The sequence below is a fragment of the Sandarakinorhabdus sp. AAP62 genome (genome assembly GCF_000331225.1).
Classification (GTDB): Bacteria; Pseudomonadota; Alphaproteobacteria; order Sphingomonadales; family Sphingomonadaceae; genus Sandarakinorhabdus.
In genome coordinates this window covers 118,450-141,264 of the sequence record NZ_ANFY01000011.1, presented here as the reverse complement: position 1 = coordinate 141,264, position 22,815 = coordinate 118,450, and the positions used below count along the sequence as shown (strand labels likewise).

At 67.9% G+C, this 22,815-nt stretch carries 29 protein-coding genes; 25 read left to right on the top strand and 4 right to left on the bottom strand.

All coding sequences use genetic code 11. The annotated features are described in order from the left end of the window. Positions 1-3 precede the first annotated feature (3 nt). Entirely contained in the window at positions 4-456 is a 453-nt protein-coding gene (locus tag D619_RS0112305; protein WP_017668903.1) for a PaaI family thioesterase, read from the top strand. Then, positions 453-1,493, top strand: coding sequence for an enoyl-CoA hydratase/isomerase family protein (locus D619_RS0112300; RefSeq protein ID WP_017668902.1), 1,041 nt, complete (start codon positions 453-455; stop codon positions 1,491-1,493). Before D619_RS0112305 ends, D619_RS0112300 begins: the two co-directional genes overlap by 4 nt. 15 nt (positions 1,494-1,508) lie before the next feature. Here D619_RS0112300 and D619_RS0112295 read toward each other — a convergent pair whose 3' ends face one another. Beyond that, positions 1,509-2,330, bottom strand: coding sequence for an OmpA family protein (locus D619_RS0112295; protein ID WP_017668901.1), 822 nt, complete (start codon positions 2,328-2,330; stop codon positions 1,509-1,511). Between the two features lie 303 nt (positions 2,331-2,633). Beyond that, positions 2,634-3,062 carry a nuclear transport factor 2 family protein gene (locus D619_RS0112290; RefSeq protein ID WP_017668900.1) on the bottom strand — a complete coding sequence of 143 codons (429 nt, stop codon included), beginning with the start codon at positions 3,060-3,062 and terminating at the stop codon, positions 2,634-2,636. Positions 3,063-3,187: 125 nt separating this feature from the next. Here D619_RS0112290 and D619_RS0112285 point away from each other — a divergent pair, with 125 nt between their 5' ends. From D619_RS0112285 to D619_RS0112260, 6 genes are read left to right on the top strand one after another with little or no spacing between them, the layout of a single operon-like run. Beyond that, positions 3,188-3,880 (top strand): VIT family protein, encoded by a 693-nt coding sequence (locus tag D619_RS0112285; protein ID WP_017668899.1) that lies wholly within the window; start codon positions 3,188-3,190, stop codon positions 3,878-3,880. 39 nt (positions 3,881-3,919) lie between these two features. Next, positions 3,920-4,348: a ribose 5-phosphate isomerase B gene (rpiB, locus tag D619_RS0112280; protein WP_017668898.1), complete on the top strand. Its 429-nt coding sequence runs from the start codon at positions 3,920-3,922 to the stop codon at positions 4,346-4,348. A gap of 11 nt (positions 4,349-4,359) precedes the next feature. Beyond that, positions 4,360-5,664: a serine hydroxymethyltransferase gene (glyA, locus tag D619_RS0112275; protein ID WP_017668897.1), complete on the top strand. Its 1,305-nt coding sequence runs from the start codon at positions 4,360-4,362 to the stop codon at positions 5,662-5,664. A gap of 31 nt (positions 5,665-5,695) precedes the next feature. Further along, a complete protein-coding gene (locus D619_RS0112270; protein ID WP_017668896.1) occupies positions 5,696-6,076 on the top strand; it encodes a hypothetical protein in 381 nt (126 codons plus the stop codon). Next, positions 6,076-6,549: a transcriptional regulator NrdR gene (nrdR, locus tag D619_RS0112265; RefSeq protein WP_017668895.1), complete on the top strand. Its 474-nt coding sequence runs from the start codon at positions 6,076-6,078 to the stop codon at positions 6,547-6,549. Before D619_RS0112270 ends, nrdR begins: the two co-directional genes overlap by 1 nt. A gap of 44 nt (positions 6,550-6,593) precedes the next feature. After that, entirely contained in the window at positions 6,594-7,364 is a 771-nt protein-coding gene (locus tag D619_RS0112260) for an RNA methyltransferase (protein WP_017668894.1), read from the top strand. Between the two features lie 60 nt (positions 7,365-7,424). Here D619_RS0112260 and D619_RS0112255 read toward each other — a convergent pair whose 3' ends face one another. Then, a complete protein-coding gene (locus D619_RS0112255) occupies positions 7,425-8,129 on the bottom strand; it encodes a response regulator transcription factor (RefSeq protein ID WP_017668893.1) in 705 nt (234 codons plus the stop codon). Between the two features lie 148 nt (positions 8,130-8,277). After that, on the bottom strand, positions 8,278-8,559 hold the full coding sequence (locus D619_RS16565) for a DUF1153 domain-containing protein (protein ID WP_243442645.1): 282 nt from the start codon (positions 8,557-8,559) through the stop codon (positions 8,278-8,280). Between the two features lie 183 nt (positions 8,560-8,742). Between D619_RS16565 and mnmA the strand changes: the two genes are divergently transcribed. From mnmA to D619_RS17390, 17 genes are all read left to right on the top strand, one after another. Continuing rightward, positions 8,743-9,855 (top strand): tRNA 2-thiouridine(34) synthase MnmA, encoded by a 1,113-nt coding sequence (gene mnmA / locus D619_RS0112245; protein ID WP_026091008.1) that lies wholly within the window; start codon positions 8,743-8,745, stop codon positions 9,853-9,855. A gap of 166 nt (positions 9,856-10,021) precedes the next feature. Then, complete coding sequence (locus D619_RS0112240; RefSeq protein ID WP_243442644.1) at positions 10,022-11,215, top strand: sigma-54 dependent transcriptional regulator; 1,194 nt, start codon at positions 10,022-10,024, stop codon at positions 11,213-11,215. After that, positions 11,215-11,577: a flagellar hook-basal body complex protein FliE gene (gene fliE, locus D619_RS0112235; RefSeq protein ID WP_033373561.1), complete on the top strand. Its 363-nt coding sequence runs from the start codon at positions 11,215-11,217 to the stop codon at positions 11,575-11,577. Before D619_RS0112240 ends, fliE begins: the two co-directional genes overlap by 1 nt. A gap of 4 nt (positions 11,578-11,581) precedes the next feature. Beyond that, positions 11,582-13,312 carry a flagellar basal-body MS-ring/collar protein FliF gene (fliF, locus tag D619_RS16560; RefSeq protein ID WP_017668888.1) on the top strand — a complete coding sequence of 577 codons (1,731 nt, stop codon included), beginning with the start codon at positions 11,582-11,584 and terminating at the stop codon, positions 13,310-13,312. After that, entirely contained in the window at positions 13,309-14,325 is a 1,017-nt protein-coding gene (locus tag D619_RS0112225; protein ID WP_017668887.1) for a FliG C-terminal domain-containing protein, read from the top strand. The genes fliF and D619_RS0112225 overlap by 4 nt, the downstream gene beginning before the upstream one ends. Then, positions 14,322-14,939, top strand: a complete 618-nt coding sequence (locus D619_RS17395; RefSeq protein ID WP_017668886.1) for a FliH/SctL family protein — start codon at positions 14,322-14,324, stop codon at positions 14,937-14,939. Before D619_RS0112225 ends, D619_RS17395 begins: the two co-directional genes overlap by 4 nt. Beyond that, on the top strand, positions 14,936-16,276 hold the full coding sequence (locus tag D619_RS16550) for a FliI/YscN family ATPase (RefSeq protein WP_017668885.1): 1,341 nt from the start codon (positions 14,936-14,938) through the stop codon (positions 16,274-16,276). Before D619_RS17395 ends, D619_RS16550 begins: the two co-directional genes overlap by 4 nt. Then, complete coding sequence (locus tag D619_RS0112210; RefSeq protein WP_017668884.1) at positions 16,273-16,611, top strand: hypothetical protein; 339 nt, start codon at positions 16,273-16,275, stop codon at positions 16,609-16,611. Before D619_RS16550 ends, D619_RS0112210 begins: the two co-directional genes overlap by 4 nt. Then, positions 16,605-18,188, top strand: a complete 1,584-nt coding sequence (locus D619_RS0112205) for a flagellar hook-length control protein FliK (RefSeq protein ID WP_026091006.1) — start codon at positions 16,605-16,607, stop codon at positions 18,186-18,188. Before D619_RS0112210 ends, D619_RS0112205 begins: the two co-directional genes overlap by 7 nt. A gap of 10 nt (positions 18,189-18,198) precedes the next feature. Continuing rightward, positions 18,199-18,723 (top strand): flagellar basal body-associated FliL family protein, encoded by a 525-nt coding sequence (locus D619_RS0112200; RefSeq protein ID WP_017668883.1) that lies wholly within the window; start codon positions 18,199-18,201, stop codon positions 18,721-18,723. Next, positions 18,720-19,451 carry a hypothetical protein gene (locus D619_RS0112195; RefSeq protein WP_017668882.1) on the top strand — a complete coding sequence of 244 codons (732 nt, stop codon included), beginning with the start codon at positions 18,720-18,722 and terminating at the stop codon, positions 19,449-19,451. Before D619_RS0112200 ends, D619_RS0112195 begins: the two co-directional genes overlap by 4 nt. Continuing rightward, complete coding sequence (locus tag D619_RS16545; protein WP_017668881.1) at positions 19,448-19,759, top strand: FliM/FliN family flagellar motor switch protein; 312 nt, start codon at positions 19,448-19,450, stop codon at positions 19,757-19,759. Before D619_RS0112195 ends, D619_RS16545 begins: the two co-directional genes overlap by 4 nt. Positions 19,760-19,764: 5 nt before the next feature. Continuing rightward, positions 19,765-20,046 carry a flagellar biosynthetic protein FliO gene (locus tag D619_RS16540; protein WP_152417437.1) on the top strand — a complete coding sequence of 94 codons (282 nt, stop codon included), beginning with the start codon at positions 19,765-19,767 and terminating at the stop codon, positions 20,044-20,046. Then, positions 20,043-20,696, top strand: a complete 654-nt coding sequence (gene fliP, locus D619_RS0112180) for a flagellar type III secretion system pore protein FliP (RefSeq protein WP_017668879.1) — start codon at positions 20,043-20,045, stop codon at positions 20,694-20,696. Before D619_RS16540 ends, fliP begins: the two co-directional genes overlap by 4 nt. Continuing rightward, the gene (locus D619_RS0112175; protein ID WP_017668878.1) at positions 20,693-20,977 is read left to right on the top strand and encodes a flagellar biosynthetic protein FliQ; all 285 of its coding nucleotides are present in this window, start codon (positions 20,693-20,695) and stop codon (positions 20,975-20,977) included. The genes fliP and D619_RS0112175 overlap by 4 nt, the downstream gene beginning before the upstream one ends. Next, entirely contained in the window at positions 20,974-21,696 is a 723-nt protein-coding gene (locus tag D619_RS16535) for a flagellar biosynthetic protein FliR (protein ID WP_017668877.1), read from the top strand. Before D619_RS0112175 ends, D619_RS16535 begins: the two co-directional genes overlap by 4 nt. Further along, a complete protein-coding gene (locus D619_RS17390; RefSeq protein ID WP_017668876.1) occupies positions 21,696-22,799 on the top strand; it encodes an EscU/YscU/HrcU family type III secretion system export apparatus switch protein in 1,104 nt (367 codons plus the stop codon). The genes D619_RS16535 and D619_RS17390 overlap by 1 nt, the downstream gene beginning before the upstream one ends. The last annotated feature ends 16 nt before the right edge of the window (positions 22,800-22,815 follow it).

The following is a 22,815-nucleotide window of genomic DNA, read 5'->3' as shown; positions in this document are numbered from 1 at the left end:
CGCATGGCCCTGAACGATGAAGACCTCAAAGCCCGGATGAACCGCTTCGTGCCGCCCACGGCGGCGATCCTGGGCCAGGAAATCCTGGAAATCGACAGTGAAGCCGGCTGGGTGAAGATGAAATTCCTGCCCATCGATGCCTGCCGCAACCCGATGGGCAATGTGCAGGGCGGCATCATCGTCGCCATGCTCGACGATGCCGCGGCCTTTGCCGCCATCATCAAGAGCGGCAAGCGCATCGGCATCCCGACCATCGAGCTGAAAACCAGCTTCTTCGCCCCGGCCAAGGCCGGCGTGCCGCTTTTCGCCGAAGGCCGCTGCCTGAAACTCGGCAAGCGCATCGCCTTCATGGAGGCGGACCTTTATGATGAAGCCGGCACCCACATCGCCCGCCTCACCACCTCGGCCATCCCCATCGACATGGAAGGCCCCAGCAAATTGGTAGACCGCGCATGACGCACGCTCCCGAAGTCCTTGTTGAACGGCGCGGCCATGCGCTGTGGATCACGCTCAACCGGCCGCAGGCGCTGAATGCGCTCAACCATCCGATGGCGGTGACCATCCACCGTGCGGTGATCGACGCGATGGGCGAGCACCAGGTGCAGCATATCGTGATCGATGGCGCCGGGGATCGCGCCTTCTGCGCCGGCGGCGATGTGGCGCTGCTCGGCCGCGAAGGCCGGCAGGATCGGGCGCTGTGGGAGAATTTCTTCCACGACGAATATCGCATGAACCAGGCCATCGCGCGCTGCGGCAAGCCGTGGGTGGCGCTGATCGACGGCATCACCATGGGCGGCGGCGTTGGCCTTTCGATCCACGGCCCCTACAGCATCGCCACCGAACGCACGCTGTTTGCCATGCCCGAAACCGGCATCGGACTGATCCCCGATGTGGGCGGCACCCACGCGCTGGCGAAGCTGCCCGGCGAGATCGGGACCTGGCTGGCATTGACCGGGGCGCGGCTGAAGGCGGCAGACCTGCGCTATTGCGGGATCGCCAGCCATTATGTGCCGTCCGCCCATCTGCCAACGCTGTGCGATCTGCTCGCCACCAGCCACGAACCGCTGCCCGAGGTGCTGGCGACGTTCGACGAAGACGCCGGCGAGGCCCCGCTGGCCGCGTATCGCGACGCCATCGATTATCATTTCGGGCATGACCGGATGGAAGACATCATGGCCAGCCTCGATGCCGGCGATGATTGGGCGCAGGCGCAGGCCGCCACCATCCGCAAGATGAGCCCGATCAGTTGCAAACTCAGCCTCGCCGGCCTGCGCGCCGCACGCGGGCTGGAGATCGAGGAGGCGCTGATCACCGAATATCGCATGGTGTGCGAAATCCGGAACGGTCATGATTTCTTCGAAGGCATTCGGGCACAATTGATCGACAAGGATCGCAATCCCAAGTGGCAGCCGGCCACGCTGGAGGCGATCAGCGACGACGATGTGGCGCGGCATTTCGAAGTGCCGGAAACGGGGGATCTCAGCTTCGAATAAGCCGCGCCTGTTCGATCAAAGCCCGTCGACGGCCTTGCTCACCAGCACGTTGACAGCAACGCGGCGGTTCTGGGCCTTGCCTTCTTCCGTGCTGTTGTCGGCAGCCGGATCGGATTCGGCCATGCCGCTGGGCGTGAGGGTGCGGAATTGTTTCCAGCGGCACACCTGCTGCAGATGCGCCAACACCCGGCTGGCCCGCTTCTCGCTCAGTTCCTGATTATAGTCCTCGTCGCCCACGCTGTCGGTATAGCCAACCACCAGCAGCAGCGAATTGGGGGTCTTTTCCGCTTCGGCTGCCGTCGCGCACAGCTCGGCCTTGGCCTGATCCGACAGCGTCCATTTCGCCGTGTCGAAATAGACATTCGCGGTGCGCTTGATGTTGTAATTGTCGATATCGGCAACGCGGCCGCGCAGGGCAGCGGTGGCAGCCGACTGTTCCTCGAACCCCTGCGCCGTGCCGCTGCGGATCATGCTGGCGGTCTTGAAATCGCTGCTGCGAAAGGTGACGACACTTGCCACCAGTGCATCGCCGGCCGCCCAGGTCTTCACCGTCACCGGCAGGCCGTTCATCAGGGCGCTCACCCCGAACTTGCCCTTGCCGCCAAACAGCCCGCTCTTGCCCTTCACCTGCGTCGCGTCGTCCAGCGTGATGATGGTCTTGGTGCCATCCTCGGCGGTCACCGCCATGCGATCGCCGCTGCGTGCGGTGATATAGCCCCTGATCTCCGGGCCGGGCTGCGGGCGCTCGCCGGTCACGATCTGGGTGTTGGGGGCGTCGGGCGTGGCGGCAGGATTCTGCGCCGCCAATGGGGCTGCGGCGGCCAAGGCCAGCATCATTGCTGCGGCTCCGGCTGTTCTGGTCAAAATCGTCATACACTTCATCCCTTGAACTCTGGTTGCGGCGTGGCTGCCGGTGCCCCTGGTGGCAAGCCGAACCCTGACTCACGACAGGCCGATCACGGACCAGCGCTGCCGGTGCCCACATCCGGCTCCGGGCCCTTGCTGCCAAATGAACATGCCTGGCGCCAGCGGTGAAAGCCCGGCCGAGTTGTGCGATCACCGCGACAAGCCGCGCTGAAGCGGCAGGGGAAGCGCGACGTTGGGCCTTGGCGATTCCCCAGGCCGCGACTCCAGCGGAGCCTAGAAACAGGCCTTCCACTGCACTGTATCGACGAACCAGCGCTCTTCGCTGATCTTGTCCCCCACGAAGCGGAACAGCACGGCCAGTTGGCTGCCGTCCGGGCATTTCGTGCTTTGCCAGTGCAGGATCGAAACGACCTCGTCGCCATCGGAAATCTGCCGCAGGCCGGTGATCTCGAAGCCCGGCGGCAGGGCAGCGCCCAGGTTTTCCAGTGCGCCGCGAAACGCTGCCGTGCCATGCAGCATGTCGGTCTGGCCCGGCATCACGAACAGCATGTCGGGCAGATAATCGGCAATCAGCGTGTCCCAATCGCCGCGGCCCACGGCCTCCCATCCCCGTTGCACGATTTCGGCGTGGCTGGTGGTGTTGGTCATGACGGGTTCGATCCATGTCTGTTGCGTACGCGCCGTGCGCACCAGCGGGATCATGCCGCATTTTGGCCCCTCGTCGCTACCCGGCAAATGGCCCGGTGCTCGAGTCAACCCGGCAGCGCCCGCGATTGCGCTGTTGGCTGCGGTGGCCGATAACCAAAGTTCATAAAGCCGGAGGACCCATGCGCAGCCACCGCGAAACCCATCTCGTCGCCCGAGCCGGCTGGCTGCGGGCGGCCGTGCTGGGGGCGAACGACGGGATTGTCTCCACGGCCAGCCTCATTCTCGGCGTGGCTGCAGCAGGGGCGGATCGGCCGGCGCTGCTGGTGACGGGCGTGGCCGGGCTCGTGGCTGGCGCGATGTCGATGGCGGCGGGGGAGTATGTCTCGGTCAGCAGCCAGGCCGATACCGAAGCGGCCGATCTGGCGCGTGAACGGGCGGAATTGGCTGCCAATCCCGAGCATGAGCATGAAGAACTCGCCGCGGTCTATGTGTCGCGCGGCGTCGATGTGGAAACTGCCGGCAAGGTGGCCAGCCAGATGATGGCGCACGATGCATTGGGCGCCCACGCCCGTGACGAGTTGAACATCACCGATATCACCACCGCCCGCCCTGTGGTGGCCGCACTGGCATCGGCCGGCACCTTCATGGTGGGGGCGGCGCTGCCGCTGCTGCTCGCCGTGCTGCTGCCGATGAAGATGATGGCGGTCGGGCAGGGCGGTGGTTCGATCCTGTTCCTGGCGTTGCTCGGTTATGTCGGCGCGCGCGCTGGCGGGGCGCCGCCGCTGCAGCCAGTGGTGCGCGTGGTGTTCTGGGGCGCGCTGGCGATGGCGCTGACAGCAGGCATCGGCGGGCTGGTTGGCACGGCGGTGTGATGCGTCTAGAGAGCGGGCACTCTCCCGGAGTCGCGCTACATGCTCACGATTGCCCTTGCTTCCGACCATGCCGGATACGCTCTGAAGGCGCAGCTGGTCGATGAATTGCGTGCGGCGGGCCACACGGTTCTTGATCTTGGTCCCGACAGCGAAGCCAGCGTGGACTATCCCGATTTTGGCCGCGCCTTGGGCGAAGCCGTGGCGCAGGGCCGTGCCGAGCGGGGCATCGCCGTTTGCGGCACCGGCATCGGCATTTCGATCGCGGTCAATCGCATCGCCGGGGTGCGCTGCGCGCTGGTGACCAGCGGCTTGATGGCGCGCTTTGCCCGTGATCACAATGATGCCAATTGCATCGCGCTGGGCAGCCGGATAATCGGCGTCGAAACCGCCCGCGATTGCGTGGCCGAATTTCTGAGCACGCCCTTTGGCGGCGGCCGTCACACCGGCCGCGTCGCCAAACTCGGTTGAGGAGAGTATCGATGAGCAGCCGCCCCGTTACCGAGATCCGGCCTGACGGCTTCTTCGAGACGCCGCTGGCCGGCAGCGATCCGGCTGTTGCTGCTGCTGTCGCTGCCGAGCTTGATCGTCAGCAAAACCAGATTGAGCTGATCGCGTCGGAAAACATCGTTTCCCGCGCCGTGCTGGAAGCGCAAGGCAGCGTGTTCACCAACAAATATGCCGAAGGCTATCCCGGCAAACGCTATTATCAGGGCTGCCATCCCTCTGATATCGTGGAACAACTGGCCATCGATCGCGCCAAGGAGCTGTTTGGCGCCGCCTATGCCAACGTGCAGCCGCATTCGGGGGCGCAGGCCAATGGCGCGGTGATGCTGGCGCTCACCAAGCCGGGCGACACCATCCTGGGCATGAGCCTCGATGCCGGTGGCCACCTCACCCACGGTGCCAAGGCAGCGATGAGCGGCAAATGGTTCAACGCCATCCAATATGGCGTGCGCCGCGAAGATCATCTGATCGACTATGACGAGGTTGAGCGGCTGGCGGTGGAGCACAAGCCGGTGCTCATCATCGCCGGTGGTTCGGCTTACCCGCGCATCATCGATTTCGCCCGGTTCCGCGCCATTGCCGACAAGGTGGGTGCGCGCCTGCTGGTGGATATGGCGCATTTCTCCGGGTTGGTGGCCGCCGGCGTCCATCCGTCGCCGATCCCGCACGCCGATGTGGTGACGACGACCACGCACAAGACTCTGCGCGGTCCCCGGGGTGGCATGATCCTGTCCCGCGATGCCGAGCTGGGCAAGAAATTCAACAGCGCCGTGTTCCCCGGCCTGCAGGGCGGCCCGCTGATGCACGTGATCGCCGGCAAGGCGGTGGCCTTTGGCGAAGCGCTGCAACCGGGATACAAGGATTATTGCCGCGCCGTGATCGCCAACGCCCAGGCGCTGGCCGCCCGGCTGGTGGAGCGCGGCTGTGCCGTGGTGGCGGGCGGCACCGATACCCACCTGGCGCTGATCGATCTCAGCCCCAAGGGCATCACCGGCAAGGACGCCGATGAAGCACTGGAACGCGCCGGCATCACCTGCAACAAGAATGGCGTGCCCTTCGATCCACTGCCGCCGACGAAGACCAGCGGCATCCGCGTCGGCTCGCCGGCCGGCACCACCCGCGGCTTTGGCATTGCCGAGTTCCAGGCCATTGGCGACATGATCGCCGACGTGCTGGACGGGCTGGCCGCCAATGGGCATGATGGCAACGCCGAAGTGGAAAAGGCGGTGAACGTGCGGGTACGGGCGCTGTGCGCACGCTTCCCAATCTATCCGGCCTGATCCGCTTTGCCATTGGCAAAGGGGAGCGCGGATGCAGGGGGATGAAGGGCCAAGGCCGGAGCCGGACAGGCTGACGCAGATGGCCGAAGACGCTGCTGCCGCCGGCAAGCGCGCGCTCGACAGCGAGACGGGCAAGCAGATTGCCGAGATCGCCGATGCCGGCTTCACCAAGGCCGGGCGGGTAGTGGACGATCTGCTCGACAACCCGACCGGCGAGAAATTGAAGCAGGGCGCCAACGATCTGCTCGACAAGGCTGGCCCGGTGGCCGGCACCGATGTGGGCCGCAACCTGTTGGCCGGCGCGGCGGTCGGCTTCTTTGTCGGCCTGCTCTTTTCTTCCATCGGATTGTTCTGGGGCACGCTGATCGGCGCCGGCCTCGGCTTCCTGCGCACCATTACCCGGCGGCCCTGATGCGCTGTCCCTTCTGCGGCAACGATGATACCCAGGTGAAGGACAGCCGTCCCACCGAGGACGGATCGGCCATCCGGCGGCGGCGGCAGTGCCCGGCCTGCGGCGGCCGCTTCACCACCTTTGAACGGGTGCAATTGCGCGAGCTGACACTGATCAAGAAGAGCGGCAAGCGCGAGCCGTTCGACCGTGACAAGCTGGCGCGATCGATCGAGATCGCCTGCCGCAAGCGCCCGGTGGAACAGGACCGCATCGAACGGCTGGTCAACGGCGTCGTGCGCCAGCTGGAATCGCTGGGCGAGGCCGAGATTGAAGCCGATGTGGTTGGCGAAATGGTGATGGTGGCGCTGAAGGCGCTTGATCCGGTCGCCTATATCCGCTTTGCGTCCGTCTATCGCGATTTCCGCGAAGCGAGGGATTTCGAGACGTTCGTGGGCGGCCTGTCGGAAGCGGTGAAGGGCGTGAAGGGCGACTGACAAGCGGCGCTGACAAGCTGGGCCAAAGCCGCTAGGGCCACCACATGACGACACTGCCGCCCAATCCCCCCGCCATCATCCTGGTGCGCCCGCAATTGGGCATGAACATCGGTGCGGTGGCGCGGGCCATGCTGAACTTCGGCCTGACCGAACTGCGCCTCGTGCAGCCACGTGATGGCTGGCCCAACCCCGAAGCCGGGCCGTCGGCGGCCGGGGCCGATAGCGTGATCGAGGGCGCGCGGCTGTTCGACAGCCTCGCCGACGCCATTGCCGATTGCACGTTCACCATCGGCACCGCGCAAACCACGCGCGACATGGTGCGCCGTGTCACCTCACCGGCCGGTGCAACGGCTGAAATGCAGGCGCTGCCGGGCAAGACGGCGCTGCTGTTCGGGCCGGAACGCACCGGGTTGGTCCGCGATGATCTGCTGCATTGCCACGCCATCTGCACCATTCCCAGCAATCCCGATTTCGGCAGCCTCAATCTGGCACAGGCGGTGGCAGTGCTGGGCTATGCCTGGGTGACGGCCATGCAATCGCCGCCGCCAAGCTGGATGGTCAATCACGACGGCCCGGCGGCGCAGCATGAATTGGCCGGGTTGATCGCGGCAGTGGAAACGCAACTGGCAAACAATGGCTTTTTCAATCCCGCTCCCGGCAAGACCGAAACCGCACTCTCCATGCTGCGCAACGTGTTGACGCGTCCCGGATTTACCGGCGCAGAAGTGCAGTTCCTGCGCGGCGTCGTGCGCAGTCTTGCAGAGCCACGGAACACGGGTTCGCGCCAACTGGTGCAGCCGCCTCGGCCATCCTGACAATGAAAAGGGCCGCCGGTTGCCCGGCGGCCCTTTTGATGCCCTTGCCGTGACCTGGGATCAGGCCACGGCAGGATATTCACTGGGTTCCGGGTCGCGCAGCGCATAGCCGCGGCCCCAGACGGTTTCGATGCAGCCCGACGACGGGGCGCCGGCGATGTGCAGCTTCTTGCGCAGCTTGCACACGAACACGTCGATGATCTTCAGTTCCGGCTCGTCGCGGCCACCATAAAGATGGGTCAGGAACATTTCCTTGGTCAACGTCATCCCCTTGCGGAGCGACAGCATTTCCAGGATCGCATATTCCTTGCCGGTCAGCGCCACGCGCTTGCCTTCCACGCTGACGGAACGTGCCGCCAGGTCAACCGCCACCGGGCCGGTGACGATGACCGACTGGCCATGGCCCTGGCTGCGCCGCACCAGCGCGTGCAGGCGGGCCATCAGTTCCTGACGGTCAAAAGGCTTGGTGACATAATCATCGGCGCCCGCACCAAAGCCGGTCACCTTGCTGGTGGTTTCGGCATCGCCCGACAGGATCAGCACCGGCGTGTTGATGCGCAGTTGCCGCAGCTGGCGCAGCACCTCATGCCCGCTCATGTCGGGCAGGGTCAGGTCCAGCATGACCACATCGAACTCATAGGTGCGCGCATATTCCAGGGCCAGTTCGCCTGTGCCCGCAGTTTCATGCTCGATGCTTGCTTCGTCGAGCATGCGCTCAACGCTGCGAGACATGGCACGATCGTCTTCAATCAAAAGAACGCGCATGCGTACCTCTCCGGATTCCGATTAAGCCCTCAATTAAGCCCCGTCAGGCGCAACTCGCCCGGCACATACCCCAGTCACAGTTAACCTGATTTATGAGCATCCGTAAATACCCCTTTAGATTTTTCTGCAAGCGATTCAGTCTGTTCACCTATTTTTTACGGAGTTGTTCATCCGATTCGAACAGCGGACGATAGATCTGGACCCGGGTCACGCGCAGACCCGGCGTGCCCACCTTGTCCACGGCGCGCTGCCAAAGCTGAATCTCTTCAATGCTTAAGCGCCAACGCTTGCAAGCGTCTTCCAAGCTGATGCGGCCTTCGCGAATGGCATTGAGCACGGCGGCCTTGCGGCTGGGCACCCAACGCACAGTGTCATCCGGCGGCAACACATCTTTACCAAATCCCGGCGGGGGTGGAGACATGAACGACATTTGACTTGCCTCCTTGCGGGCCGCTTGGGCCGGCTGAATGAGATGATATGTTCACCATGACGGCGGCAGGCGGCCGGGCTTTACCCGCAGCCGGTCGTGCACCGGCACTTGACGACAACCGGTCGCATCCCCATTGCCGCAGCCGTGACGGACGCTGCCGCCTTTCCCCTTGATCTGGCCCGCATGCCGGACAGTGCGCGCGCCGTGCTGGCGCCGCTGGCGGGCCGCCGCGTGGCCGTTGCCATGTCGGGCGGGGTTGATTCATCGGTGGTGGCGGCGCTGGCGGCGGCGGCCGGCTGCGCCGCGGTGGGCATTACCCTGCAGCTTTATGATCAGGGGGCCGCGGCGCGCCGGCCCGGCGCCTGCTGTGCCGGCGCCGATATCCGCGATGCGCGTGCCGTCGCCGAACGCCTGGGCATCGCCCATTATGTCATCGACATGGAAAGCCGCTTCCGCGAGGCGGTGATCGACAATTTCGTCGAATCCTATGCCAAGGGCCTGACCCCGGTGCCGTGCGTGGAGTGCAACCGCACGGTGAAGTTCACCGATCTGATCGCCCTGGCCCGCGATCTGGGGGCAGAAGCGCTGCTGACTGGCCATTATGTCCAGCGCCTGGGCGGCGCGGCTGGCGCCGAACTGCATCGCGGCGCCGATCCCGCGAAGGACCAGAGCTATTTCCTGTGGACCACCAGCCAGAACCAGCTGGATTATCTGCGCTTTCCGCTGGGTGGCCTGGCCAAGGCCGAAACCCGCGCAATGGCCGAAGCCTTTGGGCTGATCGTCGCCGCCAAGCCCGACAGCCAGGATATCTGCTTCGTGCCTGGCGGCGATTATGCCGCGGTGGTGGAGAAGATCCGTCCCGAACTGGCAGCGCCCGGCGAAATCGTGGACGCCGCCGGCCATGTGCTTGGCCGGCACAACGGCATCCATCGCTTCACGGTTGGTCAGCGCCGCGGCCTGGAATTGGGCGGCCAGGCCGAGCCGCTCTATGTCGTCGGCATCGATGCTGGCCGCAACCGGGTGATCGCCGGCCCGCGCCGGGCACTGGCGGTCAGCGCCGTGCGGCTGGAGGGCGCCAATCATCTGGGCCCGGTCGATGGCCCGCTGATGGTCAAGGTCCGCTCGATGGCACCGCTGGCCAGCGCCTGGCTGGAGGGCGACCGGCTGCGCTTTGCCGAGCCGCAATATGGCGTGGCTCCGGGCCAGGCCGCGGTCGCCTATGTGGGCGATCGGCTGGTGGCCGGCGGCACCATGGTGGAGACGATTGCGGCCGATCCACAGTTGATTCCGGCCTGAACCGCAGCGTCAAGAAATTGACAGCGTCAAGAATCTGACGCTCGCCGCGTCGACCTTCTGACACTTCGCCTGTCGGTTTTCTGACGCGTCACGAAATATTAACCACAAGTCATCTGAACAGTCGTTCATAATGGCGAATTGGCACGCGCCTTGCTTTGGAATGGGCATGAGCACGCCTGTCCCAGTCCCGTCGCCCTTGCCCTGGATCCCCGGTCTTGCCGAATGGGACCGCACCGATCTTGAACTTGTCATTGGCCAGCAACGGCTTCCCGGTGCCGGGGTTAAATCACGCCGCCTGGTGCTGACCGAAGCCAGCGCCGGCAGCGCCCGGCTGGATGGCGACACGCTGCACATTGCCGTGGCCCCGGGCGATGCCGAATGGGCGCTGGCGCTGGCGGCGGCCTTTGATGCCCCGCAGCATCCGGCGGCGGCCGACCCGGCGTCGCGCGATCTGCTGGCGTTGGCCGCCCGGGTTGGTGCCAGCCCGACCAGCGTGCTGATCGAAGGCCCCACCGGTACCGGCAAGGAGGGGCTGGCCCGGCTTGTGCATCATTCTTCCCCCCGCCGCGATTTCCCCCTCGTCGCGGTGAACTGCGCCGCGCTCGCCGAACAGATGGTGGAAGCCACGCTGTTCGGGCACGAGCGCGGCGCCTTTACCGGTGCTGTCGGGGCGTCGCCAGGCCTGATCCGCAGCGCCGATGGCGGCACCCTGTTCCTTGATGAAGTCGCCGAGTTGCCGCTGGCTGCGCAGGCCAAGCTGCTGCGCGTCTTGCAGGAACGCGAAGTGCTGGCCGTGGGTGCGACCCGGCCGGTGGCGGTGGATGTGCGCATCATCGCGGCGGGCAATCGCGATCTGGCTGCCGATGTCGCTGCCGGCCGCTTCCGGGCTGATCTTTACTGGCGGCTGGCCGTGTTTCCGCTGCGCACCACACCGCTGGCGACACGCCCGGCTGATATCCTGGCCATCGCCGCCCATTGGCTGCTGGGCCGCGCGGGCGGTGACGGCCTGATCCCGTGGCTCAAGCCCTGTGCCCGCGCCCGGCTGCTGGCGCACGGCTGGCCCGGCAATGTGCGTGAGCTGGGCAATGTGCTCGATCGCGCGCTGGTGCTGTGCGACGGGCCCGATATCAGCGCCCGCCACCTGCTGATCGACACGCGCACCCCGCCGCCGCCCTCCAGCATTGGTCTGCCGCTCCCCGGCCAGATGCGGCTGGCCGAACAGGAAAGCATCGCCCGCGCGCTCGCCACCAGCCCCAGTCGCCGCGACGCGGCCCGCCGGCTCGGCATTTCGGAACGTACGCTGCGTTACAAGCTGGCTGCGCAGCGGGGCAGCCGGCCTGAAGCCAACATGGTGCAATGATGCTGCCTGCGGTTGATACCTCGGCGATCCTGAAGCTGCGCCAGCAGATATTGGCGCGCAACGAAGGACTGCAGGGTTTTGGCCAATCGCAGGGCCTGCATCAGGGTCTTCGGGGCATCGGCGCGCCGGCTGCGCCGGAACAGCCGCAGTTCGGCACGGCGCTGAACGAGGCGCTGCGCAGCGTTTCCAGCATCCAGGATCAGGCCAGCGCTGCCACCAACAGCTATGAAACCGGGCAGACCCACGATCTCGCCAGCGTGATGATCGCCCGCCAGAAAGCCGCCATCGCCTTTGAAGCCACCTTGCAGGCCCGCAACCGCCTCGTCGGTGCCTACAAGGACGTGATGAACATGCCGCTGTGAGCTGATGAGCGAGGCCGCTGCCATTCCCGCTGATCCGCCGCCATCGGGCCTGGCCGTGCCGCCCGCGCTGGCGCCCATCGCCGGCCGCGCCCGCAGCCTGTGGGCCAGCCCGGCCGTTCAGCAGGCGCGCCCGGCGCTGCTGGTGATTGCGCTGCTGGCGGTGGCCGCACTGGCCTGGTTCACGCTGCGCCAGCCCAATTGGCGGCCGCTCTATCCCGGCCTTGCCGAAGCCGATGCTGCCGCCGTGAGTGACGCGCTGGCCGCCGCCAATTTCGAATATCGCATCAATCAGGACAGCGGCACCGTGGAAGTGCCCGCTGGCGACGCCGCCCGCGCCCGCATCCTGCTCGCCGGCCAGGGCCTGCCGAAAGCCAGTGCCGCCGCCGGACAGGCGCTGGCCGACATGCCGCTGGGCGCCTCGCGTTCGGTGGAGGCTGCCCGGCTGAAGCAGGCGCTGGAGCGCGAACTGGCCGCCAGTGTGGAGGCCATCGATGGCGTGAAGTCTGCCCGCGTGCATGTGGCGACGCCGGAGCCTTCGGTGTTCATCCGTGATCGCGCCGCGCCGTCGGCCAGCGTGTTCGTTACCCTGGCACCGGGCCGCAGCCTGGCCGAAGCGCAGGTGCGCGCCGTGATCTGGCTGGTGGCCACATCGGTGCCCGGCCTCGCCAGCGACCGGGTGAGCGTGGTCGATCAATCCGGCGCGCTGCTTTCGGCCGGGGTGTCGGGCGATGCCCAGCATCTGGCCTATCAGCAGCGGCTGGAAGGCCTGGTGCGCGAACGGCTGGTGAAATTGCTCACCCCAATGCTCGGCCCCGGCCGCTTCACCGCCGAAGTCGCTGCCGACGTTGATTTCAGCGAGAATGAAGCCGCCAGCGAGCGCTTCCAGCCGGCCGGCACCGTGCGCAGCGAGCAGACCAGCCGCAACATGGATGGCACGCCGCCCGCTGCTGCTGGCATCCCCGGCGCGCTGACCAACACCGTGCCGCAGGCGGCGCAGGTGACCGGCAATCCGCCGGCCGCCCCTGCGCCGGCCGCGGCGGGCGGCACTGTCACCGCGGAAACCGCGGCGCGCAATTACGAGATCGGCAAGGATGTCTCCGTCACCCGGGCCGGTGCGCCGCGCCTGAAGCGCCTGTCGGTCGCAGTCGTGCTGGACGCGGCGGCGTTGGGGAAGGACGGAGCGAAGGAACTGGCCAATATCCAGCGGCTGGTGCGCGGCGCCATGGGCTTTGACGCGGCGCGCGGCGACCTGGTGGAGGTGCAGACCCGCAGCTTTGCCAGCGAAACCGATGCGCCGGCGGCCTGGTATGAAACGCCTGTCGTCAAGGATTATGGCCTCTACATCGTCGCTGCGGCCGGCGTGCTGATCCTGGGGCTGGGCGCAGGCTTCTTCCTGTGGCGCCGCCGCACCGTACTGGCCGCTGCCGCCACAGCCACGGCCGAAGCCGCCTCCGCCGCCCTGTCCCGGGGTGGCACGCCCAGCGCGCCCAGCCTGTTTGCCGAAGGCACCGCCGACAAGGCCGCCGTGGAAGCCATGATCGACGGCGGTGAACTCCTGCGCCCGGCCGCCGCGCGCGATTACAGCGGCAAGCTCGACATCGCGCGCACGCTGGTGACCGGCGATCGCGACCGCGCGATGGCAGTGGCGCGGCAGATGCTGCTTGCCGATCTCACTGCGCCGACTGCGCCGGCCTCCGCCGCCGCGCCGCCGCCGGACGAGGAGGCGGAGGCATGAGCACCATCGACCTCGCCAGCCCTGCCGCGTCCTTAACCGGCGCGCAGAAATGCGCCATCCTGCTGCTGGTGCTGGAAGAGGCGCAGGCTGCCGAGATGCTGTCCGGCATGAGCCCGGCCGAAGTGCAGCAGGTGGGCGAAGCCATGCTGACGGTGGCCGAAATCGATCCGCTGGCCATCGATCATGTGCTGGACGAATTTCTGGCCCGCACCGCGCAGGTGGCGGCGCTCGACAGCCAGGGCCGGCAGCTGCGGCAACGGCTGGGCATGGCGCTGGGCACGCCGCGCGCCGAGACGATGATCGAAAAGATCGGCCCGCCCGCAGCCGGCCGGCGCTTTGCCGTGCTCGATTGGGTCGATGGGCCGGCGCTGGCCAAGCTGATCGCCGATGAACATCCGCAGGCCATCGCCGTGATCCTGGCGCACCTGCCCGAAGCCCGTGCCGCGCAGACGCTCGATGCCCTGCCCGAAACGCTGCAGCCCGATGTGGCCGCCCGGCTGGCGACGCTGACCCCGGTCAACATTCACGATCTGGCCGCGCTGGAAGCCGATATCGAAACCAAGCTGCGCGGCATCGGCACCAGGCGCGATCATACCCAGCTCGCCGGCACCGATTTCACCGCTGCGGTCATCAAGAAGGCGCGCGGGCGCGGCGCCTTGCTGGAAACGCTGATGGCGCTGAATGCCGAACTGGCTGCCGAGCTGGAGGCCCAGCAGTTCATCTTTGCCGATCTCATCGGCCTGTCCCAGAAAGACATGCAGCTTGTGCTGCGCGAGGTTGATCCGGGCCAGCTGGCGATTGCCATGAAGGGCGCCGATGGCCCGCTGAAGGCGTTCATCTTTGGCGCCATGTCGAAGCGTGCCGCGTCGCAATTGCAGGACGAACTGGCCGAACGCGGGCCGATGAAGCGCTCCGAGGTGGAAGCCGCCCAGCGCGAATTGTGCCGTACCGTACGCCGCCTGGGGGACAGCGGCGCCCTGACCCTGCCCACATCCACGGAGGCGATGTTGTGACCGCCCATGATCCCCGCCTGGCGGCGCTGCTGGCCGGCGTTTCGCCCGAAATGCGTGAAGGCGCACCGGGGCTGGCTCGCCTGCTCAGCAGTCTGATGCCAACGCAGGCGCCGCCTCCGCGCACGGAAATGGACGTGGCGGTGCTGCTGGCCGAGGCCCGCACCGAAGGCCGCGCGCAGGGCCTCGCCGATGGCGAAGCGGCCGGCCGGGCGGCGGCCGATGCCGAACTGGCGCCGCTGCGGGCGGCCCTGGCCAATGCCGCCGCAGCCGCCCGCGCGGCCACCGCGATCGATGAAGCTGCCCTGCGGCCGATGCTGGTCACCCTGGTGGAAGCCGTGGCGCGCACCGTGCTGATGGCGGAACTGACCGGCGGCCGCCGCGTGCTCGCCCCGCTGGTGGAGGCGGCGCTGGCCGAAGTTGGTGAAGGCGCGCTGCCCACCCTGATGGCCAACCCCGAAACGCTGGCGCTGCTCGGCCCCGAGCTGCCGCCGGGCCTTGCCACCGCACCCGATGCCACCCTGCCGCCCGCGCATGTCGTGCTGGCCGCGCCCGACTATCGCATCGAAGCCGGGATCGAGGAACGGCTTGCCCGCATCGTGAAGGCGCTGGCATGAGCGTGACCGCCAGCCTTGCCCGCCAGCTCGCCGCCATGGCCGTGCCGGCGCTGCCGATCCGGCGCGGCGGCTGCGTGGTGGCGGCTGACGGCAATATATTGGAAGCAGTCGGCGTGCGCGCCGGCATCGGCCACCGCGTCACGCTGGGCCCGGCCGGACTGAGCGGTGAGATCATCGGCTTCCGGGATGGCCGCGCCCTGCTCATGGGCCTCAGCCCGCTGCCGGGAATCGCTCCGGGGGCACTGGTGCTGGCAGACGTGGGCGGCAACGGCGTGGCGGTGGGTGAAGCCCTGCTGGGCCGGGTCATCGACGGCCTTGGCCGGCCGCTCGATGGGCTGGGCCCGATCGAGGCCAGCGCTGCCGTGTCGCCATCGCCGCCGCCCTTGCTGCCGCAGGCGCGGGCGCGGGTGACGCAGCCGCTGGCGACCGGGGTGCGGGCGATCGACGCGCTGCTCAGCTTTGGCATTGGCCAGCGCATCGGCATCATGGCGGGCACAGGCGTGGGCAAATCGGTGCTGCTCGGCCAGATCACCCGCTGGGCGCAGGCCGATGTGGTGGTGATGGCGCTGATCGGCGAACGCAGCCGCGAAATCAGCGATTTCATCGATACCGAACTGGCAGGCCCGGCGCGGGCGCGCACCGTCACCATCGCAGTGCCAGCGTCGGACGCGATGCTGTGCCGGGTGCGCGGCGCGCAACGCGCCTTTGCCATTGCCGAATGGTTCCGCAGCCAGGGCCGGCAGGTGCTGCTCATTCTCGACAGCCTGAGCCGGGTGGTGCACGGCGCCCGCGAAGTGGCGATGGCGCGCGGCGAACCCACGGGCGCACGCGGCTTTCCGCCCTCGGCGCTGCAACTAGTGGCCGATCTGGCCGAGCGCGCCGGCGGGGATCGCCGCAGCGGCGGCAGCATCACCCTGGTCGCCACGGTGCTGGCCGAGAATGACGATCGCAGCGACCCGGTGGTGGATGCGGCGCGCGGCGTGATGGATGGCCACGTGCTGCTTTCGCGGCGCCTCGCCGGGCGCGGCCAGTTTCCGGCCATCGATCTGGTCAGCAGTGCCAGCCGGGTGATGATCGACATTGCCAGCGAAGATCATGTGCGCGCCGCCCAGCGCTTCCGCCGCATGGTGGCGCTGATCGAGGAAAATCGCGATCTGGTGCTGATGGGTGCCTATGCCCCCGGCCAGGATGCGGAACTGGATCTGGCCCTGGCGCTGCAGCCGGTGCTGGCGGCCTTCATGGCGCAGGATCGTGCAATCCAGGCCGATTGGGCTGACAGTATCGCCACCCTGGCGCAGATCGTGGCAGATGACTCAGGGCTGGGGTCTGCAGCATGAGGGCGCTCGACCGCCTGATCCGCGTGCGCCGCATCCGCGAGCGGTTGGCGCTGGCCGATCTGGCGCGTGCACAAGGCCAGGCAGCCGCCGATGCGGCGCTGCTGGAACGGGTGCGGGCGCTGGTTGGCGGACAGGCTGAGGGCGTGGCGAGCGCCGCGGTGCGCTCGGCCCGCGCCCGCATCGATGCCCAGGTGCAGGATATTGCCGTGGAAATCGCCCTGCGCCGCGACCGTTCGGCCAGCAGCCGCGATGAAGCCAGCCGCAAGCTGGCCGCCGCCCGCGCTGCCGTGGATGCCGCGCTGACCCGCCGTGCCGAACAGGAGGATGCATGTTGAACCTGCCCAGCCCGCAAACCGCGCTGCCGTTTGATCTGGCCGCGCCGGTTGCCCTGCCGGTCCTGATGCCGGCCGACTGGCTTTTGCCACCAGTTGTGCCGCCGGATGAAGGCGCACTGCAGCCGGTCTTTGCCGGTCTGCTGGCGGCACAGGGGCCGCAGCCGCCGGTTGCGGCCGACCCGCTGGAAACCGCGCCCGAGGCACTGGAATCAGCGGAGCCCGCCGCCATCACGCAGGCCTGGGCGCTGGTGCTGGTGCCGGAACTGGCCAATCTGCCGGCCGAACTTGCCCCGCCGGCCAGTCCGCTCCCTGCCGCGCCTGTCGCATTGTCAGAACCGGCGCCCGAAACCAGCGCTGTTGCCGGCGATGCGGCGAGCCGCAGCGCAGCCGTCTTGAACGACAGCGGCGCCAGCGCCTGGCCCAAGCGGGCTTTCACCAGCCCGCGCCTGGCCGGCTTGCCGCTGGCCGCCGATCCCGGACGGGTCCGGGGCTGGCAGAATGGCCTGCCCTCCGGCCCGGCACCGGCAGCCGCGACGGCAACCCCGTCGCCGGCGCTGCCGTTCATCCTGCGCAATGTCACCGGCCAGCCGATCCCCTTTCCCACCGCCGATCAGCCGCCTTGGTATGATCCGCACGTGCCGCCGCCCTGGTTTGATCCGGCCAATCCGCCGCCGGCCTGGAGCGATCCGACCCAGCCCGCGCCGCTCTGGTATGATCCCACCAAGCTGCCGCCAGCCTGGCTTGATCCGGCGCGGGTGCCGGCGGCCTGGTTTGATGCACTGCGTCCGCCCTCCACGCCCGGCAATGCGGTGGTGGTCGTGCCGCCAGCACCGTCTTCGCCGGCGGTCACGCTGCCAGCCTTGCCCGCGCCCGCAGCGCCGTCGCCGGTTGCGGCCATCACGCCGCCGCCGGTGCCAGCTACGGTCACCGACGGGGCTGCTCCACCGGTGCTGGCCTCGGTTGCAGCGCCCGTGCCAACGCCGGCGCCCGCATTGACGCCCGGCCAGGCGGAACCGGCGTTGCCGCCCATTACCCGTCGCGCAGTCGTGGCAGCGCCGATCCGGGCCGAAGGCAGCCGACGCGCGGCGATCGATGAACAACCTGCGCTGGTCGAACGGCCGCAGCCCAGCGCCAGTCTGCCGGCCTTCGCCCTGGCTCTGCCACCAACGCCGGCTCAGCCTGCAAATCCGGCCTTTGTGGCCGCCGCCCCAGCGCCGGCTGCGACGCACGCGGCCGAGACCAATCCCGCCCTCACCATCGCCAGCGACCGCCTGGGCGATGTCGCCGTGCGGCTGAGCGGTGGGCCGGAGCAATTGCAGGTGACGATGCAGGCCCAGCCTGCCGCCGCCGCGCTGATCGGTGCCGATGCGCCGCGGCTGAGCCAGGATCTGGCCGCAGCCGGCGTCGCGCTGGCGGGCCTGTCGGTCAATGGCCAGCGCGCCGATCTGTCCGGCGGCGGGCGCGAGCGTCAGCGCCAGCCGTCCCGCCGCAACGAAGACGCGCCGATCGCCGCCGCGCGCCGGCTGGTGGCGCGTCCCGCCCTGAATCGCCCCGTCACCGTTGACCGTTTTGCCTGAGGAACCCGCCATGGCCGAAGCTGATCCCAAAGTGAAAGAACAGCCCAAGAAGAAGAAGGGTTTGCCGGCGGTGCTGGTGCCGCTGCTGGCCTGTGTGCTGGGCGCCGGTGCCGGCGGTGCCGGGGCGGCGATCGCGCTGATCAAGTTTGCGCCCGCCCTGCTGGGGGGCGGTGCGGCCCATGCCCCGGCTGCCGCGCCGCACGATCCGGTGCCGGAAGGGCCGCTGGAATATGTCGAGGTCGATAACGCCTTCACCTCCAACCTGGCCGACAGTGGCCGTTATCTGCAGATCAAGATTTCGCTTTCCACCTTTGGCGGGCCCACCGCCGTCGAGTCGATCGAGAAGCACAAGCCGGCGATCGTTTCGGCCGTGCTGGCGGCGCTGGGCGAAGTGCGGGAGCCCGATCTGGAAAGCGCCAAGGCCAAGGATGATCTGCGCGAGCGGCTGAAGGGCGTGATCAACAGTGCGCTCAAATCCAAGGGCGAACCCGGCGGGGTGGAAGAAGTGTTCTTCACGTCGCTGGTGGTGCAATGAGCAATCTGCTCATCCGCACCGAAGCGCCGCCGGAGCCGGATTTCGTCGACAGGTGGCGGCCGCGGCCAGCCGAAGCGCCGCCTGATGATGGCGATGACACGCCGTTCGAACCGCTGATCATGGCGCTGGAAGATGAACTGACCCGCACGCTGGGCGTGGCGGTGAGCGTCCATCCCGGGCGCGGCCTTGCGCCGGGTGCGCCCGATTTCGCCCCGGAACTGGGCGCGCTGCTCGCCACCATCCGTCTGGGCGGCGATGTCAGCCGGCCGGTGGGGCAGATTTCCGGCGTCGTCACCACCCGCCACGCCAGGGTATTGGGTGAACAATTGCTGGGCCTGGCGCACCGCCTGTGGCCGCCGGGGCGGCGGCGTCCGTCGATCACGCTGGATGTGCTGGCCACCGTTGCCGACGATGTGAGCGTGGTGGGCAGTATCCGCCTGACCGCGCCGCCCGATCCGGTGCCGGTGCAGCCGGCCGTGCCGCTGGGCGCCGCGCTGTTCGGCCTGCCGGTGCGGCTGGCAGTGCGCATCGCCGATGAAGACGTGCCGTTGGCCTGCCTGCTGCCGCTGCAGCCCGGCCTGGTCATTCCGTTCAACGCCTGCCCCGAAATGCCGGTGCTGCTGGGCGATCATCAGATCGCATGCGCCAGCCTGACGCCGCTGCCCGATGGCCGCCAGCAGGCCAGCATCACCGCCACCTTCTTGAAACCGCTTGGAGACCGCGCATGACCATCGAACCCGGCAATTTGAATGGCAGCCCCACCGATGCCCCCGCCGACGTCGCCCGGAACCTCGGCACTCTGGGCGGCTTTGGCGCCATCAGCGTGCGGCTGGCCATCGAAGTGGGCGGTATCCGGCTGAAGCTGGCCGATGTGCTCGGCATGGCGCCGGGGCAGGTGCATGTGCTCGATCGGCGGGTGGATCAGCCGGTGGATGTGCTGATTTCCGAACGTCTGGTGGCGCGCGGCGAGATCGTGAGCGTGGGCGACAAGTTCGGCGTGCGCTTGACCGAGGTGCTGCCGGGGAGCGGACTGTGAGTCTGGTGTCCACTCTTTCCCGTCGCCCCGGACTTGATCCGGGGCCCCGGATCAAGTCCGGGGCGACGAAGGATGGGAAGGGGCAACTCACCCTTGGCGGCATGATCGAGGCATTGCGCCGCCGCGCACCGGGATGGAGCCTGCCGGCCCGCCATGCCGCTGTGGTGCAATCACTCCCCCTTGGCCCCGGCAGCCGGCTGTTGGTGGTGGAGTTCGCCGGCCGCCGCTTGCTGGTGGGCCAGTCACGCGCCGGGCTGAGCCTGCTTGGCGAGGCCGCACCCGAATGACCGAGGTGCTGAACCTGCCGCCGCTGTCGGCGTCTCTGCAAATATTGCTGCTGATGACGGCGCTGACGCTGCTGCCGGCCGCGCTGTTGATGATGACCGCCTTTACCCGCATCGCCATCGTGCTGGCGATCCTGCGGCAGGCGCTGGGGCTGGGGCAGAGCCCGCCCAACCAGTTGCTGGTCGGCACCGCCTTGCTGCTGACCATCTTCGTGATGAAGCCGCAACTCGATCGGATCCACGACGGCGCCTGGAAACCCATGGTGGCCGGCAGCCTGCCCGCCGAATCCGCGCTGGCGCGCACGGGCGCGGAACTGAAGTCGTTCATGCTCACCCAGACGCGCCAGAAAGATCTGACGCGCTTTGCCGAAATAGCCGGCGGCGGGCCCTATGCGCGGCCCAGCGATGTGCCGCTGCCGGTGGTGATGCCGGCCTTTGTTTCGAGCGAATTGAAGACGGCGCTGGAAATCGGGCTGGTCATCTATCTGCCGTTCCTGATCATCGATCTGATCGTCGCGTCGATCCTGATGGCGATGGGGATGATGATGGTCTCCCCCGCCACGGTGAGCCTGCCGCTGAAGATCGCATTGTTCGTGATCGTTGACGGCTGGAGCCTGGTTCTGGGCGCGTTGGCCAAGAGCTTCGGTACATGACCGGCGACGCCCCTGATGATGTGATGCTCGGCGATCTGGCGCGCGAGGCAGTGCTGCTGTTTGCCGGCAGCGCCGCGCTGTTCCTGGTGCCGCTGCTGGTGGTCGCCGTGGTGGTGGGCCTGATCCAGACCATCTTTTCAGTGCAGGAAAGCAGCATCAGCTTCCTGCCCAAGCTGGCGGCGCTGGTGATGGTGACGGCGATTGCCGGGGAAGGCCTGATGCTGGGCCTGGCGGATTATCTCGAAACCGGCCTCACCGACATGGTGGGGGCGATCCATTGAACATCGCACTGCCTGGCTTTGACGGCCTGGAATGGCTGATGCGGTTCATGCTGGCGGCCGTGCGACCGCTGGCGATGGTGGTGCTGCTGCCCAACATTGCCGGCGCCGATCTGCCATGGCGCGGGCGGCTGGCGCTGGTCGCAGCGCTGGCCGTGTTTGCTGCCTTCCGGCCCGGTGCGCCGGCGCTGACGGGGGCGGATGTGCCCGCGGAAATGCTGGCGGGGCTGGTGGCGGGTCTGGCGCTGGCGCTGGCTTTTGGCGCGGCGGGGTTGGCAGGCGAAATGCTGGCGCAGATGGTCGGGCTGGGCTTTGCGACGATCCGCGCGGCTGATGGCAATGTTGGCGCCTTGTCGGCGCTGTTCACCACCCTGGCCTGGGTGGCGCTGCTGGCGACGGATGTGCATCTCGATCTGTTTGCCTTGCTGGCCAGCGGCGCGGCGCTGGTGCCGGCGGGCGGGCAGGGGCTTGGTGACATTGCGGCCTTTGGTGGCCTGATGTTCCTGTGGGGACTGAAGGTGGCGCTGCCGATCCTGGCGGTGCTGCTGCTGGCCAATGCCGTCGTGGCGATCACCACGCGCGCGGCGCCGCAATTGTCGGCAATGGCGGTGGGGCCGGCGGCGCTGCTGCTTGGTTTCGTCACCTTGCTGCCGATGTTGTTCGGCCATCTGTTTGGCCGGCTGGCGGAAGCGCTGGCGTCCGGCGTGGGGCTGCTTGGCTGATGGCGGGTGAGAAGACCGAAAAGCCAACACCGCGCCGGCGCGAGAAGGCGCTGGAGGAGGGCAATGTCTTTGCTCCGCGCGAACTGGCGCCGGCCGCCAGCATCGCGGTGGCGACCCTGTTCCTCAGCCTCGCCGGCCCGGCGCTGTGGCAGGATCTGGCCGGGTTCCTGGCCGACAGCCTGGCCCGCGCCGCCGCTGCCGATCCGCGCGCCCTGCTGCGCCGTTTGCCGATTGCATGGCCGCTGGCCCTGTTCGTGATGGTGGCGGTGGCGGCCTTTGGCGTGCAGATCGCAACAACCCGCCATGTCAGCGCGAAACTTGCCGCCCCGAAACTGTCGCGCCTGTCGCCGATGAATGGCCTGAAGCGGCTGTTTGGCTGGCAGGGCGTGGCCGGGGCAGCATCGGCGCTGCTGAAGATCGGCGGCATGGCGGCGCTGGCGGTGATGGTGCTGCAGCCGCTGTTGCCGGGCCTGGTCGGGCTGGAGGAAGGCGGGCTGCCGATGATCGGTGCGGCGCTGCTGCGGCTGGCGATGGCCGCGACGCTGCTGCTGGCGGTGGTGGCCGCCGTTGATGCCGGCTTCACCTGGTGGCGGCGCGAGCAGCAACTGATGATGAGTCGCGAGGAAGTGAAACGCGAATCCCGGGAGAATGAAGGCGCGCCGGAACTGAAAGCGGCGGTGCGCCGTGCCCAGATGATCGCGGCGCAGGGCCGCATGAAGAAGGGGCTGGCCACGGCATCGGTGGTGGTGGTCAACCCGACGCACTTTGCCGTGGCGCTGCGCTACCGTGCCGGGGAGGATGAAGCGCCGGTGGTGGTGGAGAAGGGCCGGCTCGACATGGCGCATGCGTTGATCGCGGCGGCGCGGGAGCTGAAGCTGCCGATCGTCCGCACGCCGCGGCTGGCGCGCGCGCTGTTCTGGTCGGCCCGGCGCGGCGAGATGGTGCGGCCGGAACTGTTTCAGGCAGTGGCCACCATCCTCGCCTTCGTCATGCGCTTTGATGATCCTGAAGGCGAGGCGGTGCCCGATGTGTTCGTGCCGCCCATCCTGGATTTCGACGAGAACGGACAGCCGCGCAAGCCCGGTGCGCCGCTGCCGTTATGACGCGTTAAGGAACCGC

Bases quoted from the DNA above. Each gene is read 5' to 3' on its own strand.
- D619_RS0112305 (WP_017668903.1), top strand. From the start codon at position 4: ATGGCCCTGAACGATGAAGACCTCAAAGCCCGGATGAACCGCTTCGTG.
- D619_RS0112300 (WP_017668902.1), top strand. From the start codon at position 453: ATGACGCACGCTCCCGAAGTCCTTGTTGAACGGCGCGGCCATGCGCTG.
- D619_RS0112295 (WP_017668901.1), bottom strand. From the start codon at position 2,330: ATGATGCTGGCCTTGGCCGCCGCAGCCCCATTGGCGGCGCAGAATCCT.
- D619_RS0112290 (WP_017668900.1), bottom strand. From the start codon at position 3,062: ATGATCCCGCTGGTGCGCACGGCGCGTACGCAACAGACATGGATCGAA.
- D619_RS0112285 (WP_017668899.1), top strand. From the start codon at position 3,188: ATGCGCAGCCACCGCGAAACCCATCTCGTCGCCCGAGCCGGCTGGCTG.
- rpiB (WP_017668898.1), top strand. From the start codon at position 3,920: ATGCTCACGATTGCCCTTGCTTCCGACCATGCCGGATACGCTCTGAAG.
- glyA (WP_017668897.1), top strand. From the start codon at position 4,360: ATGAGCAGCCGCCCCGTTACCGAGATCCGGCCTGACGGCTTCTTCGAG.
- D619_RS0112270 (WP_017668896.1), top strand. From the start codon at position 5,696: ATGCAGGGGGATGAAGGGCCAAGGCCGGAGCCGGACAGGCTGACGCAG.
- nrdR (WP_017668895.1), top strand. From the start codon at position 6,076: ATGCGCTGTCCCTTCTGCGGCAACGATGATACCCAGGTGAAGGACAGC.
- D619_RS0112260 (WP_017668894.1), top strand. From the start codon at position 6,594: ATGACGACACTGCCGCCCAATCCCCCCGCCATCATCCTGGTGCGCCCG.
- D619_RS0112255 (WP_017668893.1), bottom strand. From the start codon at position 8,129: ATGCGCGTTCTTTTGATTGAAGACGATCGTGCCATGTCTCGCAGCGTT.
- D619_RS16565 (WP_243442645.1), bottom strand. From the start codon at position 8,559: ATGTCGTTCATGTCTCCACCCCCGCCGGGATTTGGTAAAGATGTGTTG.
- mnmA (WP_026091008.1), top strand. From the start codon at position 8,743: ATGCCGGACAGTGCGCGCGCCGTGCTGGCGCCGCTGGCGGGCCGCCGC.
- D619_RS0112240 (WP_243442644.1), top strand. From the start codon at position 10,022: ATGAGCACGCCTGTCCCAGTCCCGTCGCCCTTGCCCTGGATCCCCGGT.
- fliE (WP_033373561.1), top strand. From the start codon at position 11,215: ATGCTGCCTGCGGTTGATACCTCGGCGATCCTGAAGCTGCGCCAGCAG.
- fliF (WP_017668888.1), top strand. From the start codon at position 11,582: ATGAGCGAGGCCGCTGCCATTCCCGCTGATCCGCCGCCATCGGGCCTG.
- D619_RS0112225 (WP_017668887.1), top strand. From the start codon at position 13,309: ATGAGCACCATCGACCTCGCCAGCCCTGCCGCGTCCTTAACCGGCGCG.
- D619_RS16550 (WP_017668885.1), top strand. From the start codon at position 14,936: ATGAGCGTGACCGCCAGCCTTGCCCGCCAGCTCGCCGCCATGGCCGTG.
- D619_RS0112210 (WP_017668884.1), top strand. From the start codon at position 16,273: ATGAGGGCGCTCGACCGCCTGATCCGCGTGCGCCGCATCCGCGAGCGG.
- D619_RS0112205 (WP_026091006.1), top strand. From the start codon at position 16,605: ATGTTGAACCTGCCCAGCCCGCAAACCGCGCTGCCGTTTGATCTGGCC.
- D619_RS0112200 (WP_017668883.1), top strand. From the start codon at position 18,199: ATGGCCGAAGCTGATCCCAAAGTGAAAGAACAGCCCAAGAAGAAGAAG.
- D619_RS0112195 (WP_017668882.1), top strand. From the start codon at position 18,720: ATGAGCAATCTGCTCATCCGCACCGAAGCGCCGCCGGAGCCGGATTTC.
- D619_RS16545 (WP_017668881.1), top strand. From the start codon at position 19,448: ATGACCATCGAACCCGGCAATTTGAATGGCAGCCCCACCGATGCCCCC.
- fliP (WP_017668879.1), top strand. From the start codon at position 20,043: ATGACCGAGGTGCTGAACCTGCCGCCGCTGTCGGCGTCTCTGCAAATA.
- D619_RS0112175 (WP_017668878.1), top strand. From the start codon at position 20,693: ATGACCGGCGACGCCCCTGATGATGTGATGCTCGGCGATCTGGCGCGC.
- D619_RS17390 (WP_017668876.1), top strand. From the start codon at position 21,696: ATGGCGGGTGAGAAGACCGAAAAGCCAACACCGCGCCGGCGCGAGAAG.